This is a genomic window from Deinococcus misasensis DSM 22328 (genome assembly GCF_000745915.1).
Classification (GTDB): domain Bacteria; phylum Deinococcota; class Deinococci; order Deinococcales; family Deinococcaceae; genus Deinococcus_C; species Deinococcus_C misasensis.
On record NZ_JQKG01000003.1, the window covers coordinates 183,052 to 203,297 of the forward strand.

The 20,246-nt window shown below is 56.8% G+C and carries 15 protein-coding genes; 2 read left to right on the top strand and 13 right to left on the bottom strand.

The annotated features are described in order from the left end of the window. Nucleotides 1–173: 173 nt before the first annotated feature. The 10 genes from Q371_RS03965 to Q371_RS04010 all read right to left on the bottom strand — a co-directional run bounded on the left by Q371_RS03965 (nt 174) and on the right by Q371_RS04010 (nt 10,760). Complete coding sequence (locus Q371_RS03965; protein ID WP_034336379.1) at nt 174–1,079, bottom strand: 1-phosphofructokinase family hexose kinase; 906 nt, start codon at nt 1,077–1,079, stop codon at nt 174–176. Next, nucleotides 1,076–1,930, bottom strand: coding sequence for a class II fructose-bisphosphate aldolase (locus Q371_RS03970; protein WP_051963183.1), 855 nt, complete (start codon nt 1,928–1,930; stop codon nt 1,076–1,078). The genes Q371_RS03965 and Q371_RS03970 overlap by 4 nt, the downstream gene beginning before the upstream one ends. Then, nucleotides 1,927–2,880 carry an SIS domain-containing protein gene (locus Q371_RS03975; RefSeq protein WP_034336382.1) on the bottom strand — a complete coding sequence of 318 codons (954 nt, stop codon included), beginning with the start codon at nt 2,878–2,880 and terminating at the stop codon, nt 1,927–1,929. The genes Q371_RS03970 and Q371_RS03975 overlap by 4 nt, the downstream gene beginning before the upstream one ends. Before the next feature lie 129 nt (nt 2,881–3,009). Then, nucleotides 3,010–3,957 carry an N-acetylglucosamine kinase gene (locus tag Q371_RS03980; RefSeq protein ID WP_034336385.1) on the bottom strand — a complete coding sequence of 316 codons (948 nt, stop codon included), beginning with the start codon at nt 3,955–3,957 and terminating at the stop codon, nt 3,010–3,012. Then, the gene (locus Q371_RS03985) at nt 3,957–5,222 is read right to left on the bottom strand and encodes an ABC transporter substrate-binding protein (protein WP_034336387.1); all 1,266 of its coding nucleotides are present in this window, start codon (nt 5,220–5,222) and stop codon (nt 3,957–3,959) included. Before Q371_RS03985 ends, Q371_RS03980 begins: the two co-directional genes overlap by 1 nt. A gap of 12 nt (nt 5,223–5,234) precedes the next feature. Beyond that, a complete protein-coding gene (locus tag Q371_RS03990) occupies nt 5,235–6,113 on the bottom strand; it encodes a carbohydrate ABC transporter permease (RefSeq protein WP_034336389.1) in 879 nt (292 codons plus the stop codon). Next, on the bottom strand, nt 6,100–7,053 hold the full coding sequence (locus Q371_RS03995) for a carbohydrate ABC transporter permease (protein ID WP_051963185.1): 954 nt from the start codon (nt 7,051–7,053) through the stop codon (nt 6,100–6,102). The genes Q371_RS03990 and Q371_RS03995 overlap by 14 nt, the downstream gene beginning before the upstream one ends. A 28-nt stretch (nt 7,054–7,081) precedes the next feature. Continuing rightward, nucleotides 7,082–8,530 carry an endo alpha-1,4 polygalactosaminidase gene (locus Q371_RS04000; protein WP_034336392.1) on the bottom strand — a complete coding sequence of 483 codons (1,449 nt, stop codon included), beginning with the start codon at nt 8,528–8,530 and terminating at the stop codon, nt 7,082–7,084. 347 nt (nt 8,531–8,877) lie between these two features. Beyond that, nucleotides 8,878–9,978, bottom strand: coding sequence for an N-acetylglucosamine-6-phosphate deacetylase (gene nagA, locus Q371_RS04005; RefSeq protein ID WP_034336395.1), 1,101 nt, complete (start codon nt 9,976–9,978; stop codon nt 8,878–8,880). Beyond that, complete coding sequence (locus tag Q371_RS04010; RefSeq protein ID WP_084571219.1) at nt 9,975–10,760, bottom strand: DeoR/GlpR family DNA-binding transcription regulator; 786 nt, start codon at nt 10,758–10,760, stop codon at nt 9,975–9,977. Before Q371_RS04010 ends, nagA begins: the two co-directional genes overlap by 4 nt. A gap of 366 nt (nt 10,761–11,126) precedes the next feature. Between Q371_RS04010 and Q371_RS25280 the strand changes: the two genes are divergently transcribed. Continuing rightward, the gene (locus Q371_RS25280; protein ID WP_051963187.1) at nt 11,127–12,560 is read left to right on the top strand and encodes a sensor histidine kinase; all 1,434 of its coding nucleotides are present in this window, start codon (nt 11,127–11,129) and stop codon (nt 12,558–12,560) included. 111 nt (nt 12,561–12,671) lie between these two features. Here the strand turns inward: Q371_RS25280 and Q371_RS04020 are convergent, their stop codons facing one another. From Q371_RS04020 to Q371_RS04030, 3 genes are read right to left on the bottom strand one after another with little or no spacing between them, the layout of a single operon-like run. Next, entirely contained in the window at nt 12,672–15,890 is a 3,219-nt protein-coding gene (locus Q371_RS04020; RefSeq protein WP_034336398.1) for a UvrD-helicase domain-containing protein, read from the bottom strand. Continuing rightward, entirely contained in the window at nt 15,887–18,523 is a 2,637-nt protein-coding gene (locus tag Q371_RS04025) for a PD-(D/E)XK nuclease family protein (RefSeq protein WP_034336401.1), read from the bottom strand. Before Q371_RS04025 ends, Q371_RS04020 begins: the two co-directional genes overlap by 4 nt. Before the next feature lie 9 nt (nt 18,524–18,532). Continuing rightward, nucleotides 18,533–18,895, bottom strand: coding sequence for a hypothetical protein (locus Q371_RS04030; protein WP_034336404.1), 363 nt, complete (start codon nt 18,893–18,895; stop codon nt 18,533–18,535). A gap of 45 nt (nt 18,896–18,940) precedes the next feature. Between Q371_RS04030 and Q371_RS04035 the strand changes: the two genes are divergently transcribed. Beyond that, the gene (locus Q371_RS04035; protein WP_034336407.1) at nt 18,941–20,245 is read left to right on the top strand and encodes a hypothetical protein; all 1,305 of its coding nucleotides are present in this window, start codon (nt 18,941–18,943) and stop codon (nt 20,243–20,245) included. The last annotated feature ends 1 nt before the right edge of the window (nt 20,246 follow it).

Genomic DNA, 20,246 nt, shown 5'->3' on the forward strand with positions numbered 1-20,246 from the left:
TCCGGACACCTCGGGCCTCCGTGGTTCTGGTGTTTTGCACGTTTCAAAGTGTGGGATTGGGCAGGTCAACGGAGCAAGCGGTCAGCAAAAAGCACACCGTCACGCTTTTGTTTGAGCGCACAGACCTTCCGTCTGAAGGTCAACGGCCTGACGCCTGTTCTGCAGGAATCAGGTCAAAAAGCTTGCAACAGGCGGGTTTGCTGATACAGTTCGGTGATGCCTGCTCGGGTCACGAAAGCCGTTCCCCCTTTGCGGGCACACTCTGCCCCTGCAGCCACGCCCCACCTGAGGGCATCTTCCGGGCCATATCCCTGTTCTGTGGCCCACAGGTAAGCCCCGAGCAGGCTGTCTCCTGCTCCAATTGGGTTTTTGGCCTCCACCTGAGGGGAAAGCACGTGATGCACCTGATTGGTCACCAGAGCGGCCCCTTTCTCCCCGAGGGTCAGCAAAATGGGGGTTTTGTGCCTCTGGTACAAGTCCAGTGCAGCCTCAAAAGCCTCTGGAACGGTGTGAATGTCTTTTCCCAGAATGCCAGAGAGTTCATGCTGATTGGGTTTGCAGAGCCTGACCCCCACAGCGAGGGCGGTGCTCAGGGCCGGGCCACTGGTGTCCACCACGGGCTTTTCAGACAGGTGGTGCAAAAGGGCTGGAAAGTGGGCCAGCAGGTTGCCGGGGGGGAAACTTCCACAAATGGCCAGCCTCCCTCTGGGCAGTTTTTCCAGCAAATTCTGCCAGTCTTGAACCTGCACCTCAGGGCCTTTTTCATAGACTTCGGTGGGGTGTGCTGAACCGTCCAGCAGGATCTGGCATTCCCGGGTTTCGCCCTGCACCTCTGCAAAAACCCCATCCAGCCCTTCTTGCTGCATCAGGTGCCGGAACTTCAGGCCATTGAACCCCCCCAGAAATCCGGCCAGCAGCACTTCTCCGCCCAGAGCACGCACCACACGGGCCAGATTCACCCCTTTGCCTCCAGCGTACTCATGCACTTGTGTGACCCGGTGCAGGCTGTGCGGGGTCATGGGGCGGTCCAGATGCAGCACCCGATCCATGCACAAATTCGGGGTGAGCGCCACAATCATAAAACCTGCCCACTGCTCCCGAAGTTCTGAATCAGGGTCCGCACCCGCTCGGTCATCACCTCTCTGGCGTACCCGAGGTACTTTCTCGCATCGTACAGTTGGGGGTCAGACAGCTGTTCACGGACCCCACGGGTGAATTCCAGCATCAGTTCGGTGGCGACATTCACCTTCGAGATGCCTTCAAAGATGGCCAGTCGCAAATCCTCGGGGGTGGCTCCGCTGGAACCGTGCAGCACCAGAGGGGCAGCGGTGTGCCGTGCGAGGTCGCGCAGGTGGTGCAGGTCCAGCTTTGCGGTTTTTTCGGTTTGTTTGTGGCTGGTGCCGATGTCCACCGCCACTGCATCGACGCCAGAGACTTTCATGAAGTCTTCCAGCAAACTGGCAGACAGGTGGGTGGCGTCCCGATCCCCTTTGAGGGTGACTTCAAATTCACCTTCCACCGCCACCCCCAGAGCATGGGCGGTTTTGGAGAGCAGTTTGAGGCGTCTGGCGTTGCCATCCAGATCGAGGTCGCCTCCTTCCAGCATCACCATGTCGTAACCCAGAGCCACTGCGGTCAGGGCACTCTCCAGCGTTTCAGCATGGTCGAAATGCAGGATCACCGGAATGCTGGCATGCTCCCTGAGGCTCTGGCACACGGCGGTCAGGTGCTCAAGGCCAGCGTAACGGGCAGCGTTTTCAGACACCTGCAAGATCACCGGGGCTTTCTCCAGTTCTGCTGCCTGAACGATGGCTTCTGCGGTTTCCATGTTCACGGCATTGAAGGCCCCGATGGCGTAACGGTGCTCTCTGGCGTGGGCCAGCAGGGAGGCTGCACGGTTCTTGGGTTTGAGCCTGAGGGCCGCTGTCATGACAGCACCACCACTTTGGTCAGGTGACGGGGCTGGGTGGTGTCCAGTCCTTTTTGTTGCGCCAGACGTTCCCCGAGCAGTTGAAGCACAGGCAGGGTGAGCAGGGCTGCAAGTTCATTGTTTTCGGTGGGGTAAGCCAGAGACACGTCCCCTGCACCGCCAAGTCCGAGCACCCTGGCCCCTTTGGCTTGCAGGTCTGAGGCCAGTTTGGCCTCCAGTGGGGCGGTTTCCTCGTTGTACAGCAGCACCGCGAGGGTGCGTTCATCCACCAGTGTGATGGGTCCGTGACGGTACTCCAGAGGGTGGTACGCCTGCGTGTAACTGAGGCTCATCTCTTGCAGCTTGAGGGCCCCTTCGTTGGCCATGCCGTACAGGTGCCCCCCTCCGAGGTAAACGAAGTGGGAACGGCCTTGCAGGAGTGCAGTCATTTCGGTGTCTGCGAGGTGCAGGAAAGTTTCGGCACGGTCAATGTCTGCCTCAGACACCCCAATCCCCATCAGGCGCATGCTGACCAGCAGCATCAAACTGGCCGAGGAGGTCATCACAATGCCTTCTCTGGCATGGGTGCGGGCGTAAATCGGCAGGTCGCTGATGCGCTCCAGGGTGCTGCCTTTTTCGCAGGTGATCCCGATGACGGTGTACCCTTTTTGTTTGCTGTACTGCACAGCCTCAATGGTTTCGGTGGATTCGCCACTTCTGGAGAGGGCAATCACTTGCACCTGCTCGGGGGTGTAACTGCTGGCGTGGTGGGTCCATTCGCTGCCTGCCACCGGTTGAGAGCGGAAACCATGCCGGTTCAGCAGGGCACTGACCGTCTGGGCCAGATAAAAAGAGGTTCCACAGCCCACCACAATGGTCAGCTTTTGAGGGTCAAGCTCGGGAAGTTCAAGGTCAAGGGCGGATTTCCAGAAGGGGAACTGCTCAAAGATGCTCTGTTCGGTGACGTTCATGGGACTTCCTTTCTGAAGAAGCGGTCTTGAGGGGTGGTCATGAAACAACGGGACGTTTGAAAGGAGGGACAAGAAGACAAGACGGCTTCTGAAAGTGCGAGGGGTGCAGCGTGCAAAAAGAGAGGGCTTTCAGCCTGAGTGCCCGACGGAAGAAACGGCATCCTGCACCCGTTCCAGAGGTTGGTCCCAGCCTGCCTTTTTCGCGGCATGCCACACAGCGCCATACAGAGGACGAAACACAGGAGGATGCCACCTTGCCTCGGGCAGGTGTTGCTGGACCCCTTCAAGCACCTGCTGGCTTTTGAACAGGGAACCCGCATGGCTCCAAATGAGGGGCCGGTCTGGCAGGTTCAGCTTTTGCCATGCTGCCTGAAGGTGCAGGGCCAGATGGGTGCTGGCTTCGGACAGGATCTTTGAAGCGGTGGGGTTGCCTGCTCTGGCCAACTGGTCCACCTGCTGGGCCAGAGCGGCCACCTGTGACCGGGGGTGTTGCAAGCCGTAATACCACCCCAGCAGGTCCCGATCCGGGTGGGTGGGACTCAGGTCAAGGTGCCCAGAGAAGTGGCGTTTGAACGGGTCATCCTGTAACCTGCCGTCCAGCGTGTGGGTCAAGAGGTTCAGGGCCTGCTGCCCAATCCAGTGGGCACTGCCTTCATCCCCGAGCTTCTCGCCCCACCCCCCGACCCGGATGTGTTGTTGTCCGTCAAAACCCCATGCCATCGAGCCGGTTCCAGCCAGCATCAAGACGCCGAATCCATCACAAAAGGCCCCTTCAAAGGCCACCTGCACGTCGTTGATCACCGAGATGGGGGTGGGACCTGCCCACGCTTGCACGGTTTCCAGTTGCTGCAAGGACACCGTTTCCACTTCGCCATAACCGGGCATGCCAAAGCAGGCCGCTTTCAGGTGCACCTCTGGCAGGGTGTTCAGCAGGTCCATCAGGGTGTCCTGCCAGAGGGGGTTGTCAAAAGGATTGATTCCAGAGGTGGTGTACGGACCCAGCACCACCCCGGTGTTGCTGAGCAGGAGGGCAGCGGTTTTGCTGCCACCCCCATCCAGCCCGAGCACAAAGTCCATCAGTTGCTCCCGATCACTTTCCCCTGATTGAGCAGGTCTTGCATGTCTCGGGTGGCGTTCTTGACGGCATCGGCCACTTTGGCGTTGCCGGTCCACACGAGGTTCATGCTGGTGTTGAGTGCGGTGAGCACTTCAGGCAGATTCGAGAGGTTGCGCACATCGCTGTTGATGATCACGCTGTTTTTCAGTTGATCGAACACCACCCCTGCGTTGCGTCCGGGCAGGGCCTGCAGGTACTGGGTTTTGTACTGGTCTGCGAGGGTGGGCAACAGGCCTTTCTGGGCGATCATCCTCTGGGCCTGGGTGCTGGTGTTCAGCCACTCGATCAGTTTGCTGGCGGCCTCTTTGTTCTTGCTGCCTGCGGGCACCACCAGAGCGTGGGCACTGAACACCGGTTTGGCGGCTTTGCCTTTCTGGAGGCTGGGGAAGGGGGCATAAGCCCAGTCGAGGTCCGGGTTCTGGGACCACACCGGAACCATCCATGAGCCTTCCACGAAAATGCCCACCTGTCCGGCCAGAAACTGCTGGTAACCTTGCTGCCCGACATCGGCAGGACCTGCGCTGACTTTGTGCTTGTAGATCAGGTCGCTGAGTTTCTGGGCGGTGTCACTGAAGCTGCGGTCCAGATTGGCCTTGAAGGTGTTGCCTGATTTTTTGATGATGCCTTTTCCACCGTTGGAGTAGTAGAAACTCATGCCGTATTCGAGGTCCACCTGCAGATCCTGTGCATTGATGCCCCAGATTTTCTTGCCGTCTTTTTCAAAGGTGAGCTTCTTGGCGGCGTCCAGCATCTGCTCCCACGTCCACGCATTGGTGGGAATCGCCACCCCGCGCTCTTTGAACAGTTGCCGGTTGATGAACACCGTCACCGCCTGAGGCCCGAGCGGAACCCCGTACAGTTTGCCTCCCACCCGGTAAGGATCGATCATGTTTTTGTTGATGCCGGACAGGGACTTCTCGGGAACCGAGAGGGGTGCCAGAGCCCCCTGAGACTGGTAGAACGGGAAGTTGTCGAGGTTCATCCACATCACGTCGAAGGTGCTGCCTCCGGCGGTCATGGCGGCGGCTTTCTGCCAGTACACCCCCCAAGGCACCAGGTTGTATTTCACATCGATGGTGGGATTGGCTTTCTCAAAGGCAGCAATCAGGGCTTCATCGGTTTTCTGGCGGGTGGCATCCCAGGTGGCGTATTCGATGGTGACTTTCTGGGCGGAAGCAAGTCCAAGGGCCAGCAGGGAAACGGTCAGACCAAGTGCGTTTTTCATGAAGACTCCTTTTTATCCTTTGATGCCGCTGGTGATGGCGGAATCGGTGAGGTAACGTTGCACGAACAGGTAAGCGATGATGGTGGGCAGGCTGGAGAGGGTGGCGCCGGCCATCAGGACCGGCACATTCACCGAGAACTGGTTTTGCAGGCTCAGCAGACCCACCGGAAGCACCATCTTGTCCTGCGATTGCAGCACGATCAGGGGCCAGAGGAAGTTCTGCCAGTTCCCGAGGAACGCGAACAGCCACGCAGCCGCAACTGCCCCTCTGGAGGCCGGAATGCCGATGTGCCACAGGGCGGTGAACCAGGTGCCTCCATCCACGAGGATGCTTTCTTCAAGGCTTTTGGGCAGCCCTTTGAAGAACTGGTACAGCAAGAACACCGTGAAAGCGTTGGAGATGCTGGGGATGATCAGGGCGGCGTAAGAGTCGTACCAGCCGAATTGCTTGACCATCAGGAAGGTGGGAATCAGGGTGACTTGCCACGGCACGATCATGGACAGCAGGTGGGACCCGAAAAACAGGTTGTTGCCGGGAAAGCGCAGCCGGGCGAAGGCGTAAGCCGCAGGTGCTGCCGTCAGGATGTTCAGGGTGGCGATGGCAAAAGAGGTCCACACGCTGTTCAGGAACATCTTGAAGAAGGGGATGGTGTCAAAGAGCTGCTGAAAGTTGCTGCCATTCCAGTTTTTGGGCAGCCAGACCGGAGGCCATGCGTAAGCTTCGGTGGGGGTTTTGAAGCTGGTGAACACCATCCAGAAGAACGGAACAAAGATCATCAGTGCACCGATGGACAGGACCAGCACAATCAGAAGTTGTGGAAGGGGGAAGCGGGTCTTCTTGCGGGTTTCGCTCTGGACGGCTTTGAAATTGTGGCTGTTACTGTTGGTCATGGTTCACCCAGCCCCTTTGCATGCGCCACTGCACAAGGGTCAGCACGATCAGGAAGACCGACAGGATCCATGCCAGAGCAGCAGAGTAGCCGTACTTGAAGTACTGGAAGGCGGTTTTGTAGATGTACACCGCGATGGTGGTGCTGGAATCGCCGGGTCCGCCGTTGGTCATCACCAGCACCGCATCAAAGACCTGCAAGCTGGAAATCAGGGAGAGCACCAGCACCAGAAACAGGGTGGGGCTGATCATCGGGAAGGTGATTTTCAGGAAAGCGTTCCAGCCGGTGGCCCCGTCCAGTTGGGCCGCTTCATACAGCTCTTTGTTGACGTTGCTGAGGGCGGTCAGAAACAGGATGATGCTGGTTCCAGAGCCCTGCCACACCGAAAACAGGGCAATTGCGGGCAGCACCCATTCTGGTGAGGCCAGCCAGCTCGGGCCTTTGATGCCAAACCAGCCCAGCATCAGGTTGATCAGGCCCTGAGGGTTCAGCATCAGTTGCCAGAGCAGGGCCACCGCCACCCCGATGGTGACCATCGGCAGATAATAGGTGGTGCGAAAGAAGGTCTTCAGGAAGCTGGATTTCAGGTTGTGGATCAGGGTGGCAATCCCGAGGGACACCGCCACCCCCACCGGAACGGACAGCAGCACATAGGTCAGCGTGTGGGAAATGGAACGGAGCACCCGGTCGTCACTCAGGGCCGTCTGGTAGTTTTGCAACCCTGTGAACTGGTTTTTGAAGTTCTCAAAGGTGGGCTGGGTCAATCCGCCCCAACTGGTCATGGAGATGCCCATGGAGGCCAGAATCGGAAACACCGCGAAGACCAGAATCCCGAGGGTGGACGGCAGGATGAGCAGGTAGGCAAGCAGGGCTTCTTGCTGCCTGAGCTGGCTTTTTTGGGCTCTGGTTTTGGGGGTTTTGGGGGCATTCTGGATCAGCATGGCAGCTCCTGAGATCGCTGAAGGGGCCTCACAGCTCGGGGATGTACAGCTGGTCGAGCATCAGGTTGGAGACGTATGGGATGAATCCGAACTGTCTGGCCCGCAGGTAGTCGCTGGTGATGGTGTGGGTGTCGTCGCTGTTGGCGTAGTCCTGGGCCAGCACCACCAGTCCCCGTTTGGCGTATGCAGCCACAAAGTTGGGGTCGCCCTGCACCGTGTGGTACTCCTTTTTGCTGAAATCCCACGCACTGGAAAAACCCTCGAACATCACAGCATCAATCTGCTCGGCGGTCTGTTTGAGCAGGGAAAAGCCCCGGTTTTGCACGATCACTGCATTGGGATAGGTGCTGCGCAGCCTGGACACCGTGGCCACCAGACCAGAGGCGGCCTGTGGATACACATCTGCGGTGTCCAGGGTGTCGAGGAACACCCCATCGTAGCCCTGTGCCAGCAGTTTGCCCGTTTCACGCACCATGATGTCCTGCCATCCGGTTTCGCTGGCATTGATGAATTTGGAGCCCCAGTTTTCGTTGGTGCCCAGCACCCAGCTGTCTTTGACTTCACTGGCCCAGACGCTTCCGGGATCGAGTTCCCCAATGCTCAGGTAAGCCACCACGCGGGTGCCGTTTTCGTGCAGGGCGTCCAGTTGTGCTCTGGTCAGCACTGGCTGGGTGATCGCCAGATCAAAGTTGCTCAGTTTGCTGATGGACTGTGCATCCTGCCCGTAATAGGTGGCAAAAGAGGAGATGTCCGAAAGCTGGCTCTGGATGGGTGCGGCGGCTTCAGTGGCAACCTGGTATTTGCTGAGCAGGGCGTTGGCGTCTTGCAAGGTTTTGTTGAAGCTGAGGATGCCGTAATTGGTTTCGGCATTGAAGTCGCCGCCCATCGGCCAGAGGGGGTATTCTCCGGCTTTCTGGTGCTCGCGGCCCACCTTGAGGTTCCATGCACTGCCATCCTGTGCAGAGGCAAACACCCCCTGTCCCAGAGGGAAGGCCACTTCCACAATCCAGCGGTTGTCTTCGATTTTGGAGGCGGTCTGGTATTCGGTGGTGGCGGTGTAGTTCTTGAAGCGCACTCCAGATGGGCTGATGGCGAAATGCTGGGTGGTGGGCACTTTGTCGGTGCGGTTGGGCTGGAAGTAAATCTCCAGTACGTCATCGTTCCACCACTCGGGGGCATCCTGTGCAAGCTTGGCCAGCACGGTGGATTTCTCCTGATCAAACACCCCCACCAGATACAGGTTTCTCTGGTCGTAAGCCACCTGAAAGTACCCTTTGGAACCCACCGGAACCGAGGGGAATCCATTGGACATCTCGATGGTGTACTTGGGCAGGCCGTTCCAATCCTTGAGGTCCCCGTCCAGTTGGATGGTGCGCTCGGTGGCCTGCGCGATGTACTCCGGTTTGAGGTTCTGGGCGGCTGCAAGTGAGCAGGTCAGCGAAACAGCTCCGAGGGCAATCAGGTGTTTTCTTTGCATGGCTTCCTCCGGTGGATGGTGATGAATGGCAATGTGGCGGCATGGGCCGCTTCAGGTTGAATCTCTGGGTGTCTTCATCCTAAGTCAAGATTCAATCAAAGTCAATCACTTAGATAAGCGATAATGATTAGAATTGATTTTTCCTTGATTCTTCATGATCCAGTGGTGGTTCATGGGAGAGGTGGTGCCTTCAGATCCTCGTGCAGAACAGTTCACGGCAGGAAGTTTGCCTACAGCGCACCAGAGAACATCGGCCAACATCATCTGTGAAACTGCACCAGAAAGCACAAACACCTGACCTTGTGGGTCAGGTGAACTCCAGAATCATCCTGTGAACTCCAAACGCTTCAAGCAGGCAACACAGCTTGGCCTTTTATATACACCTGTTGGACCTGCAAACCTGTGTCCAGCACCACCAGATCGGCATCATGACCGACTTTGATTTCCCCTTTGTGCTGGAGACCCAGATGACGTGCGGGATACCGTGACGCCATGCGTACGGCTTCCTCCAGAGCAACCCCACACTCTACAGCGTTGCGCACCGCCTGATCCATGGTCAGCACACTGCCGGCCAGAGATCCCGAAAGGGTGCGGGTCACCCCCTCTTTCACCTGCACTGCTTGCCCTCCCAGATCGTAAACACCGTCTGGTAGGCCCGCGGCCCGCATGGCGTCGGTGATCAGCAGGGTGGCTTCTGGCTTGAGGGTGTGCAGCAGCTTGAAAGAAAGCGGATGTACATGGTGAAAATCCAGAATCACCTCTGCTTGCACCTCTGGACAGGTCAACACCGCCCCGAGCACCCCCGGTTCACGTCCGGTCAGGCCCCCTGTGGCATTGAAGGTGTGGGTGCAGCCTCGCGCCCCATGTGCCACAGCTTCCAGCACATGGTTTTCGTTGCCTGCTGTGTGACCCATGCTGACCCGCACCCCATGGTCTGCAAAGGTTTTGATGGCCTCCAGAGCATTTGGGAGTTCCGGCGCAAGGGTCACCAACCGGATGCACCCCACCTGCAGCACCTCCTGAACGCGCTCTGGGGTCGGTTCAAGGGTGAAATCTGGTTGTGCCCCGAGGCGATGAGGCGAAATGAAAGGCCCTTCCAGATGGGCACCGAGCACTTGCGCTGCCCCTTTTGCGCTCGTCCCCATCACCTGTTGGATGTCTGAAAGGGCCTGCAGCACCTGTTCCCAGGGTCGGGTCATGGTGGTGGCCAGCAGGGAAGTGGTGCCGTGCTGCGCGTGAAACCGTGCCATGCCCAAAATGCCTTCAGGACCGTCCATCACATCAAAACCGCCCCCGCCATGCACATGCACATCCAGAAAGCCCGGCACCACATGGGGCAGGTTTCCTGAAAGGTCTTGCGGTTCAAAATGCTGCACCCGGCCTTCAAACGTCAAAGTGCCGGTTTGAAAACCACTGGAGGTCAACACCCATCCCGAGAGGCCTGTCATAGGGGGTCGATGGAGGCCACAGGGGCACGTTCAATCCTGACCCTCTGGTCCTGAATGCGCTTGGCCAGTTCATCGGGCAGGTGCTGGTCGGTGATGATGCAGTCCAGGGCAGAGATTTCCGCCACCCGGTAAGGGGCACTCCGGTTGAATTTGCTGGAATCGGCCAGCAGGATTTTCTCTCCAGCCCGCTCCAGCATGCGGTAATTCAAAGAAGCTTCGGCAGCGTCCAGAGTGAACAAGCCATGTTCCAGACGCACCGCACTGGTGCCCAGAAACAGCAGATCAAACCAGAAGTGTTCCAGCATCCTTTCCGCATAAGGACCAACATTGGAGAGGTTCTCGGGGCGGATTTGTCCTCCGAGCAGCATCACTTTGACTTCGGCGACCCCGATCAACTCCTGAGCGACACTGATGCCGTTGGTGATCACAATCAGGGGCAGGGGCTGCATTTTGATGATGCGGGCCAGTTGCAGCACAGTGGTTCCAGCATCCAGAAACACAGTCATGCCACTTTTGAGGTGGCTGTAGGCAGTTTCAGCAATGGCGCGTTTTTCTCGCAAGAATTGATGTTCACGCACCTGAAAGGCAATTTCCACACCGTTTTCACTGGTGAGGGTCGCTCCACCATAGGTGCGGCTGATCAGCCCGTCTTCTTCCATTTTGACCAGATCTCTGCGGATGGTGGCCACACTGGCACCGGTGTGGTCTGCCAGCTCCTGCACGGTGGCGGTGCCATGTGAGTACAGGAACTGCTGGATTTTTTTCAGGCGGATTTCAAGCATTTCAGGGTCCTCATGGGGTGGTTTGCACCCAGCATAGACCGACCAGAAATCAAAGTCAATCAAAAACGATCATGGATTTGCCAAAAATAAGGGGGTTTGCAATCAAAACATGGGATTTTCGTCATCTGCTGGAGGGGTGCGGATGCACCTCAGAAATCCCACCCTCCAGAGTCCCCTGAACGTCATGGTTTTCATTCGCAAGAAATGTGGGTTTTGCTGCAAAGGAGGCTTTACAGCTTCAAATCAATTCCGGCTCCAGATATCATGCTGGCTTACAATCAAAATGGATGTCACATCCTTCATGAAGAAAGTAAGAGTTACACTTTTTGCTTAAACCTGACCTCTTGGGTATGATTGGAGGCAAAGATGAATGCTTCAACCCAGGGTGATTCAAATCAAATCCATGCCTCACTGGCCACCAGCCTGATCTCACAGGTCCCTCTGGGCATATTGATGTTTGCACCTTCAGGGGAATTGCAACACCTCAATGACCTTGCGATCAAGGCCCTTCACCTGCAGGATCAACCTGTGCTGCACATGCATCTGGAAGACATCTGCCAGCAATGCCACAACCTGAATCCCCACCGGATCCGGCAGGCTTTTTTGGGTCACACCCATCAGGAAAGGGTGCAAAACCTGCATGTCCAGTATTTTCCTGTGGTGCAAACCGATGGTTCGGTCTGGGCCAGCATCACCCTCATCAACATGGCAACATCTACGGTGCAAGTGGCCGGACAGACCCCTGCCACCTCGGAAGCACTTTTTGAAATCAGTCCGGATTGCTTGAAGTTTCTGGACCCCTCAGGCCGACTTTTGCGCATGAACAGCAATGGCATGCGTCTGATGCAAATTGATGATTTCGCCTTGATGGAAGGCCAACAGTGGGTTTCCCTCTGGCCCGAGGATGCCCACCCAGCCCTTCTGCAATCCATGCAAGACGCCTTGAATGGCAAAATCGGCCGATTTCAGGGTTTTTGTCCCACAGCCAGAGGCCAGATGCGTTGCTGGGACGTGGTGGTGATGCCGATCATGGAAGGCCATCAGGTCACTGGCATGGTCGCTGCCTCCAGAGACATCACCGAAACCGCCGAACTGGAAAAGAAAAACCGTGAAATTTCAGATCGGCAAGAGCAGTTCATCAACGACGCAGCCCACGAACTGAAAACCCCTCTGGCGGCCATTCAGGGCAACCTCGATGTGCTCTTGCGCTATGAAGACATCCCCGAGGATGAAAAGAAAGAAATCTTGCAGGACGTGCACCAGAGTGCCACCCGCCTGAGCCGACTGGTCAGCAACATGCTGCAACTGGCCCGTGCAGACCGGGCCATCAGCCTTGATGAAGAAGTGCCTTTGCATGCCGTCGTGCATTCAGCATGGCGTGAGGTGCAACGCATTTCTCCCGGCCACCAATTTGACCTTGGCGACGTCCAGAGCATCGAACTGTACGGCAACACCGACCGCCTGAAACAAATGACCCTGATTTTGCTGGAAAACGCTGTGAAATACACACCTGCTGGAGGTCGAATCCACATTTCCCTGCAGCAAGAAGAACAGCAGGCCATCCTGACCGTGCAGGACTCTGGTATTGGAATTGCTCCAGAGCACCACCACAAGGTCTTTGAACGGTTTTTCCGCGTGGACCGCACCCGTGTGGACGCCCGGGACCCCGGTGGAAGTGGTCTGGGTTTGCCGATTGCCCGCTGGATTGTGGAGGCGCATGGTGGCCAGATGTTCCTGGAAAGTGCCCTCGGGCAGGGGAGCACCTTCAAAGTGGTGTTGCCTTTGGAGGCTCTGGAGTGATCAAAAGCATTTGACAGAAGAACAAGAGGTTGTCTCGCTGGAAAAGGTTTTTTGAAAGAGGAGGATCCGTTTGGATCCTCCTCTTCACGGATCAACTCAGTACGGATCAACTCAGCAAGGATCATCCAGAGGAACAGCATCCGGACAGTGTGTCTGATGCGGACAAAACCGACAATTGAATGCACTGGGATTGGCGTTCAGGACACCAGAGCGCAACCCCGAAAGCATCCGGTCAATGTCTTGCAGCCCCTTCTGCAACTCCTCTGCTGAGAAGGTGTGCAAGGTGTTGTGCCTGAGGTACACCAGAGAGGCTTTTGGAATCTGCAGGTGGTGGCTGTAGAGGGCCATTTGTGGCAGGTGGTGCTCGGGATCCAGATGCGAATCGGTTTTGTAGTCGATGATCCACGTGTCGGTGAAGGCATCGATCACCCCTTCAAAAGCCATGTCGCCATACGAAATGCGGAAAGCCCGTTCCCTCTGGAAGGTCAGCCCTTGCAGGTCCTTGAAGGCTTCATCTTCAAGGCTGGACACCAGACGGAACACCTCGTGCAGGACTGCGGGGTGTTCTCCTTCAAGGTGGCTCTGGATGTCTTCAAAGGTCAACCAGTGGTTTTCCAGAGCGGTGTGCACCAACCCCCCGATGTTCTTGCCCCTCAAGATGCGGGGGCGCTCGGTTTTGGGTCCCCAGTGCAAGGTGACGGGCTTCATGCCCCTCAGGTGCTGGTATTCAAAAGAACGGGGGCATTTCAGGTACACACCCACCGAAGTCACGGGCAGGCTCTCGGGCAGCAAGAAGGGCAAAGGACCGCTGCCTGACGCGTCATTTTCAGAAGGTGCAGGCAGTGGAGGCAAGATGATGGGTTCCAGAGAGGGAATCTGCCATGCTTCATAGGGGTAGACTTCATGGTCGGTGGTGCCCAGGGCCTGCATGATCTGGTGGTAAGCCAACTCCTGTTTGGGGGTCACGTTCATGGAGAGGAGCAGGAGGTCTGCCGCTCGGGTGAATGCCACGTATTTCACGCGCAGTTCTTCCAGTTGGCTGCGCACCTTGAGTTCTTCATGCAGGTGCTGGTATTTCTCGGATTCTTCCACCGTTTCATCCGGATGCATCAAGGCCACCCCAAGGTCATGGGCGACCAGCACCTGATCCTTGAAGTTCGGGCTGGTGTGCAGGGCATCAAGCAGAAACACCACTGGAAATTCCAGACCTTTGGATTTGTGGATGGTCATGAAACGCACAGCATTCAGGGAGGGGGGAACAGCCTCGGGAACTTCGGCTCCGGCATCCACCAGCTTCAAAAGGGCAGCAGTGGCAGAAAAAATGTCGGTGTGGCCCTGACGGTACAGGTCGCGCAGCACCTCTTTGAAACGGGACACATTCAGCAACTGGCGCTCTGCTTCGGGCAGGCGGGACAGCACCAGAGGGTAACGGGTGCGTTCATGCAGGGCTTCGAGGACCTCCACAGGGCTGCTGTCGGTGCGTTCTTGCAACACCGATTTCAGCAGTCGGGTGATGCCAGTGTATGCAGGGGTTTCCTGCAGGGTGTGCCAGAGGCTTTGCTGCATGTTGCGGGTCAGGGACAGCAACTCTGGGTCGCTGAGCATGAAACACGGACCCCTCAAGAGGGCTGCGAGGGCAAGGTCATCAAAAGGGTTGGACAGAAATTGCAGGAAAGTGATCTGGTCCTGAACCTCCTGCCTTCCAAACAGGCTGCTGCCCGACTCCACCACATGGGGAATCCCCGCTTTTTTGAACGGGGTCAGGTAGGTGTCGAGGTGGGTCTTGGCCCGGTACAGCACGGCGATGTCCCGGGGCTGCACCCGCCTTTTTTGCCCACGTTGCCTGTCATGGATTTCGGTGCCCTGACGCAACAAATCCTGAATCCTCAGGACCAGCAAACGGCTTTCGGCCTCCCGGAGTTCCGTGATGGTGTCCCCGGCCAGAGCATGCACTTCCACACAGCTCTGGGCAGAGGGTTTTTCTGCACGGGCGGCTTTGAGGGGTCGCATGGGGACGCTGCTCGGATGCGTTTGTTTTGCAAAGAGCACTTCAAACACCCGGTTGACCGCCTCGACCAGACTGTGGTGGGTGCGGAAACTGGTGTCGAGGTCCACCACACTGCCCCCTTGCAGGGTGTCTCTGGCAAGGGCCTGAATGAGCCGCACATCTGATCCACGAAAGCCGTAAATGGATTGTTTTTCATCGCCCACCACGGTGTACAGGGTGCGGTCAGACAGCAGGTTTTTCAGGATGGTCCACTGGGCCGGGCTGGTGTCCTGAAACTCGTCGATCAGCAGCACCTTCCAGCGTTCCTGATAATGTTTTTGCACATGCGGATGTTGCATGGCCAGCCTTGCGTGGTATTCCAGATCGGCAAAACCCATCACGTTGTCCCGCACCGACAGTGCGTAGCGTTTTTTGAGGGTGTGCAGGTAAGTGTTCTGAAGCTGCTGCAAAGCCCGGTGGTGCCAGAGGTCCACTTCCCGAACCTGCAGGTGTGCAAATTTTTCTTGCAGCCAGCGCACTGCATCATGGATTTTTGCCTTGCCATGGTCACTCCAGCTTGGAGCCCGACCTGCACTTTTGCTGTAGGGAAAACTGAAAAACCTCTGGCTGAACGTCTGGCAGCTTTCTTCACCCAGAGCTTGCAGCAAAAAGGTGTACATCGGGTGCAGGGGGTCAGACAAATCCCGGCACTGAATCCCTTTCAAAGCCTGCAAGTGCAGGTTTCGCTGTTCAGCGAAGGCATTCCATGCAGTTTGCAGGCGGTTTTCGAGCATGCGCTGGTGTTCTTCAGGGCTCTGGTTGTCGATGTGCTCCAGAGCCAGTTCGGCGGTCAGCGGATCGCTGAGCAGTTCCCGCAAAGCCTTTGACAGCAGGGAATAGGGGAGGTCTTGCAACACCCCTCTGGGCAGGTCTTGCAGCATCTCCGGAAAAATCCGGTCCAACCAGTTCTGAAAAGCCCCTTCATCCAGCACCTGCATGGTGAAACTGGCGTCGCTTTCCAGAGGGTGCTCCCGGGCAATGCGTCCACACAGGCTGTGGATGGTGGAGATTTGCGCCTCCGGAAAGTCATCCAGCACCTCACCCCAGTAAGTTTCGTTCTCGGGAAGTTTCTTTTCCAGATAGGCTTCCACTCGGCTGCGCAATTCGCTGGCCGCCGCCTCTGTGAAGGTCACCGCGCACAGCTCTCTGGGTTTGAGGCCCTGCTCCAGCAAGAACAGGATGCGCTCGGCCAGCACGTGGGTTTTCCCCGAGCCTGCTCCGGCCTGAATCACCACATTGCCGGGGGCGGTCACGGCCAATTTCTGTCTGGGCGTCAGGGTCATGCTTTCACCCGGCAAAGGGAACCATATTCACAGAAATGGCAGGCCCCATTGCTGGGGGTGGGCTGAAAATCGTTTTGCAGGGCATGTGTTTGGGTGTCCTCTAAAAAGTCCAGCACCTGCTTTCGGTGCTCCTCCCACTGGTATTTTTTGCTGTTTTTGGCAGGTCCTACAGCCCGGATCACCCGCTTTTTGCGGTCCAGCACACTCAGGTAGCGGCCTTCTTGTGCTCCTGTGGCCATCAAATACAGGGGAAGTTGGATTTCCAGTTTTTTCCCCTCTGGACCTTCGATTTCACTGATGTATTTGTGGCGTTTGTAATCGATGATCTGCAAATCTTCCCCTTGCCTTTCCATTCGGTCGATGATTCCACCATAAGTGAAATTTCCTTTTGAAAGCTGCAAGGTGTGCTGGATGGGAAACTCCAGAGCCACAGCAATGCTGTGCTCTTGCAGGAACTCTGGACTTTCCACAAAGTGCTTCAGGTGGGAATGCAGTTCTGCACGCTGAAACCTCCAGTGGGGCAAAGGGGGCAAATCTCCAGATTCTTGCAGTGCCCGTTCGGCACGCTCGAAAGCTGCAGGCAATTCCTGCAAAAGCTGCTCTTTGTGGACCTGTTGCCCGAGGTGGGGGTTCAGCAATTCTTCCAGCACCTTGTGGTCAAAAGTGCCTTCGGTGGTGCGTTCCAGTGTGGTGGGCACCTCTGGAAAAGGCTGCAGGTTCATGGCTTTGTAGGCCAGCCATTGAAACCGGCATTGCCCGAATTTCACCAGTTGAGACGGGCTCCAGACATGGTTCTCTGGCAAATCCACAAACAGTTCTCCATGGTGCTCAGACAAAAAGTGCTCCTGTCTGGCCTTTTCCCGTTCTGCTTTCTGCAAGACCTCCTCTGAAACGTTGCCTTTGAGGCCTTTTTCGATCTCGGTGACAGGAAGCGGCTCTGGAAGGCTTGGTGCATACTGAAACATTCGAATCAGGGGCGAAGCTTCCAGAGCTTTCCCTTTGAGGTCAAACAGGGGCCTGAACAGGTGAAGGTGGTCGATGGCAGCGTTCAGGCAGGCATGCAGGTAAGCCCGTTCCACATGCATGCGTTCCCCCTGACGCACCAGATCCACCCCGGCTTTCTCCCAGCGTTCGCGGATGTGGTCGTCCAGCAGCACATCCGCCGAAGGCCGCTGAGGAAACACCGTGTCACTGAGGCCCAGCACAAACACATGGGGGTACTTGCGTCCACTGAGGGCCAGAGGACTGGCCACCCGCACCCCCCTCTGGGAATACACAGTGGGCACCCCGATGTCCAGAAAATCCTCGGTGAGTTCGAGCTGCAGTTCGGCAAGGGTGGTTTCTTTCAGCAAAGTCAGGGATTCCAGCACGTCCAGCACCCGACGGACCGCCATCACCGTCTGATGGGTGCCTCGTACAGTGCGGTCTACTCCCAGAAATTCCAGAGCCAGCCGGATTTTTTCGGCGTACACATTGCCAGTGGCTTTCAGTGGAAGGTGCAAAGCACGGAAATTGCCTTCCAGTTGCCATGCTTCCAGCGCTTGAGGAGGAGGGATCAGGGTTTTGCGTTTCAGGGCCACCTCGTCTGCAAAGCGGCTCAAAGGATGCTGCAACACCTGCAAAGCTGCGTGGTGCTCCCAGTTGTTTTCGTTGGCTTTCAGCAGGGCGAGCACCAGTTTGGCTGAATGGGTGAAGTGCAGGGGCAGCATCTGGCCGCACAAAATGGGCAGGTGGTAACGTCGGCTGATTTCACGGATCAGGGGCAAGTGGGTGTGCTCATCGCGCACCACCACCACCACATCTTCAGGAGGCGTCCCAGAGGTCAGCAGGTGGTGGATGTGGCCCATCACCTGACGCACCTCCTGCTCTGGATTTGCGCAAGCCGTGTGGGTGATGTGTTCTGGCACCTCGCCTGATGGATTCAAAAGGTGCTCTACAGCCCGGGTTCCGACCGTGGAACGCGCAGCGTCCGGTGCCTGCACAACCTGCCATCCCAGCGCTTCAAACGCTTTGCGGCTGCCTCTGGCCTTGATCAGGGTGCGGTGCCCAAAGCTGGTCAGGGTCACCACACTGCCCGGCAAACACACCTTCTCCAGCAATTCAATTTGTGCCCGGTCGAAGTAAGGGTAGCCATAAATCAGGTGTTTTCCCTGCTCGGGAGGGCAGGACAGTGCAAAAAACTCCACTGCAGCAGGATCGGCCAGCTTGTTTGCAAAAAGGTGTTGTAAGTACGCCTGATAGGTCACCGCCACATCCACCTCTCTGGGGGGGCGGGCCACCGTCAAAGGCTTCTCTGGTGGGGTGGCTGCGTGCATCAACTCGGAAAAGATCCTGCCCAGTTGTCTCAAAGTGGGACGGCTGACCGGCAGGTACTGCAGGCTGGTGTTTTCCACCACCTGCTGCAAGATTTTGCGTTTCTCGAAAGGGGAGAGCACCCGGATGCCCTGCCTTGACAGCATGCGGTTGGAGAGCTGCTTCAAGGTGGTGGTGCGCAAATCTCCGCCAGAGACTTTGCGCACAAAACGCATTGACAGCAAATTGGTGGCAATCACCGTGGGGAAATCCGGGTGGTTGTTCCGCACAAAATCTGCAAGGGCAGTGATGTCCGGGTGAATCAGCAAGGTGCCTGGCATGCCTCCACTTTAAACCTCCACTGCGACAGCAAATGACAGGGTGGCCTCGGGTGATCCATGGACGAACAGGGAAAACCACCTGCTCCAGAGTTCCAAGGCCTCCATCCAAGCGTGCTTCTCTTGCTTGCAGGTGAAATGGATCACCCTTGAGAAAAGCTGTCTTGGATGTTCTTGTGGCTGAGCCGTGTCATTTGTTGTCGCGTGTGGGGTTTTGAATGGATTTTGGGGAACACCATTTTGGATGTTGCTCTGGAATTCTGTTTTTGGCTTCTGAGATGAAAAACTTTCAATATTTGTAATGGATTGATGATCGTTCTTTTGGAAACCATCACTGGATTCTGAGCGTATGGTGATTAAAATGAAGACGTTCATTTTTCCACAGGGGTTTTCCAGTTGTTTCGTTTCGGAGGTTGAAGCATGTATCGTGATCGTCGTTTGATTTCGTGTCTCACATTGTTTTTGGTGGTGCAAGCCGTTGCACAAAACAACACCCAAACCACTGCTCAAAACAATGCCATTCAACTGGATCAAGAGGTGCTGCAAAACTCTGCCACCTCCCTGTACCAGCAGATCACGCAGGCTTTGCAAGAGGGCAAAGCCGACCCAGAGAAACAACACCTGAATGTGGCTTTTGCGTTCAGCACCGGCCATTTCCCCAAAGACCCCACCATGGCACAGGCCGCCCGAGAAATCGCCAACCTGCTGGTCCGGGAACACCTCATCGAAGGGGACCGCATTTCGGCCTATGCATGGGAAATGAACGTGTGGTCCCATCCCGGTGCAGACCTCAACCCCTACACCCTGCCAGCCAGCCTGAAAGACGATGCTGCCAAACAGCAGGTCAATCGGCTCTGGCCCCTTTCAGCGCAGCCTGCCACCACTGGAGGCCATGACACTGAACAGGCCATCGTGGAACTTGCCGGGCAACTGCAAAATCAGGACACGGTGCTGGTTCTCCTCACCAACACCGCCTACAGCGTGGCTTCCAGCGACAAAAAACCCATCGGAACCAGAGATGAAAGCTACCAGCAGGTGCTGAAAGGCTGGAAACGCATGGACAGCAACAGTGCAAGTGGTGCGTCCATCCAACTGCCTTTTCAGGAGCAGGGGGGCAAAACCCGCACCCTTGATGCCGTGATCGTCACGCCAAACGCCTATCAGGCTGCAGCCTTGACCAAAAGCCGCACTGAACTGCTGACCGAAGCCAGAGAGGCTGCCAAATCACCTGCAAACCTGCTGTGGGTCTACATTCTGGCAGGTGTGGTGGTGCTGGGCGCTCTGGCCTTTGGTCTCACAAGGTCTCGCAAGCCTGCCTCTGGAACCCCTGCACCCAGAGCCGTGAAAAGCAGCAAACTGCCCTTGCAACTTGAAGTTCAGGGCAAGAAATTCAGCGTTCCGGGTCCTAAAGATCCTGCTCTGGTCTGTCACATCCGCAAGGATCAGGGCATTGCCGCAGCAGACCGGGTGGTGTTGATCCCAGACAAAAACCTCCCCTCCGACCTTGCCCAACTGGAACGCACCCCAGAGGGCATCCTGATCAAAGTGATGGACGGGGTCAAGCTGCACAGCATCGACGGTCAACCCGTTCAGAAACCCGTTTTGCCCCTCAAAGTGGGTCTTTACCGCATCGAATTGCGCGGGCAGTTTCAGGAGAAATCCACCCTGCCTCCCAGACCTTTCCAGCACGAACTGAAAGTCCGCATCAGTGAACAAAGTGAATAAA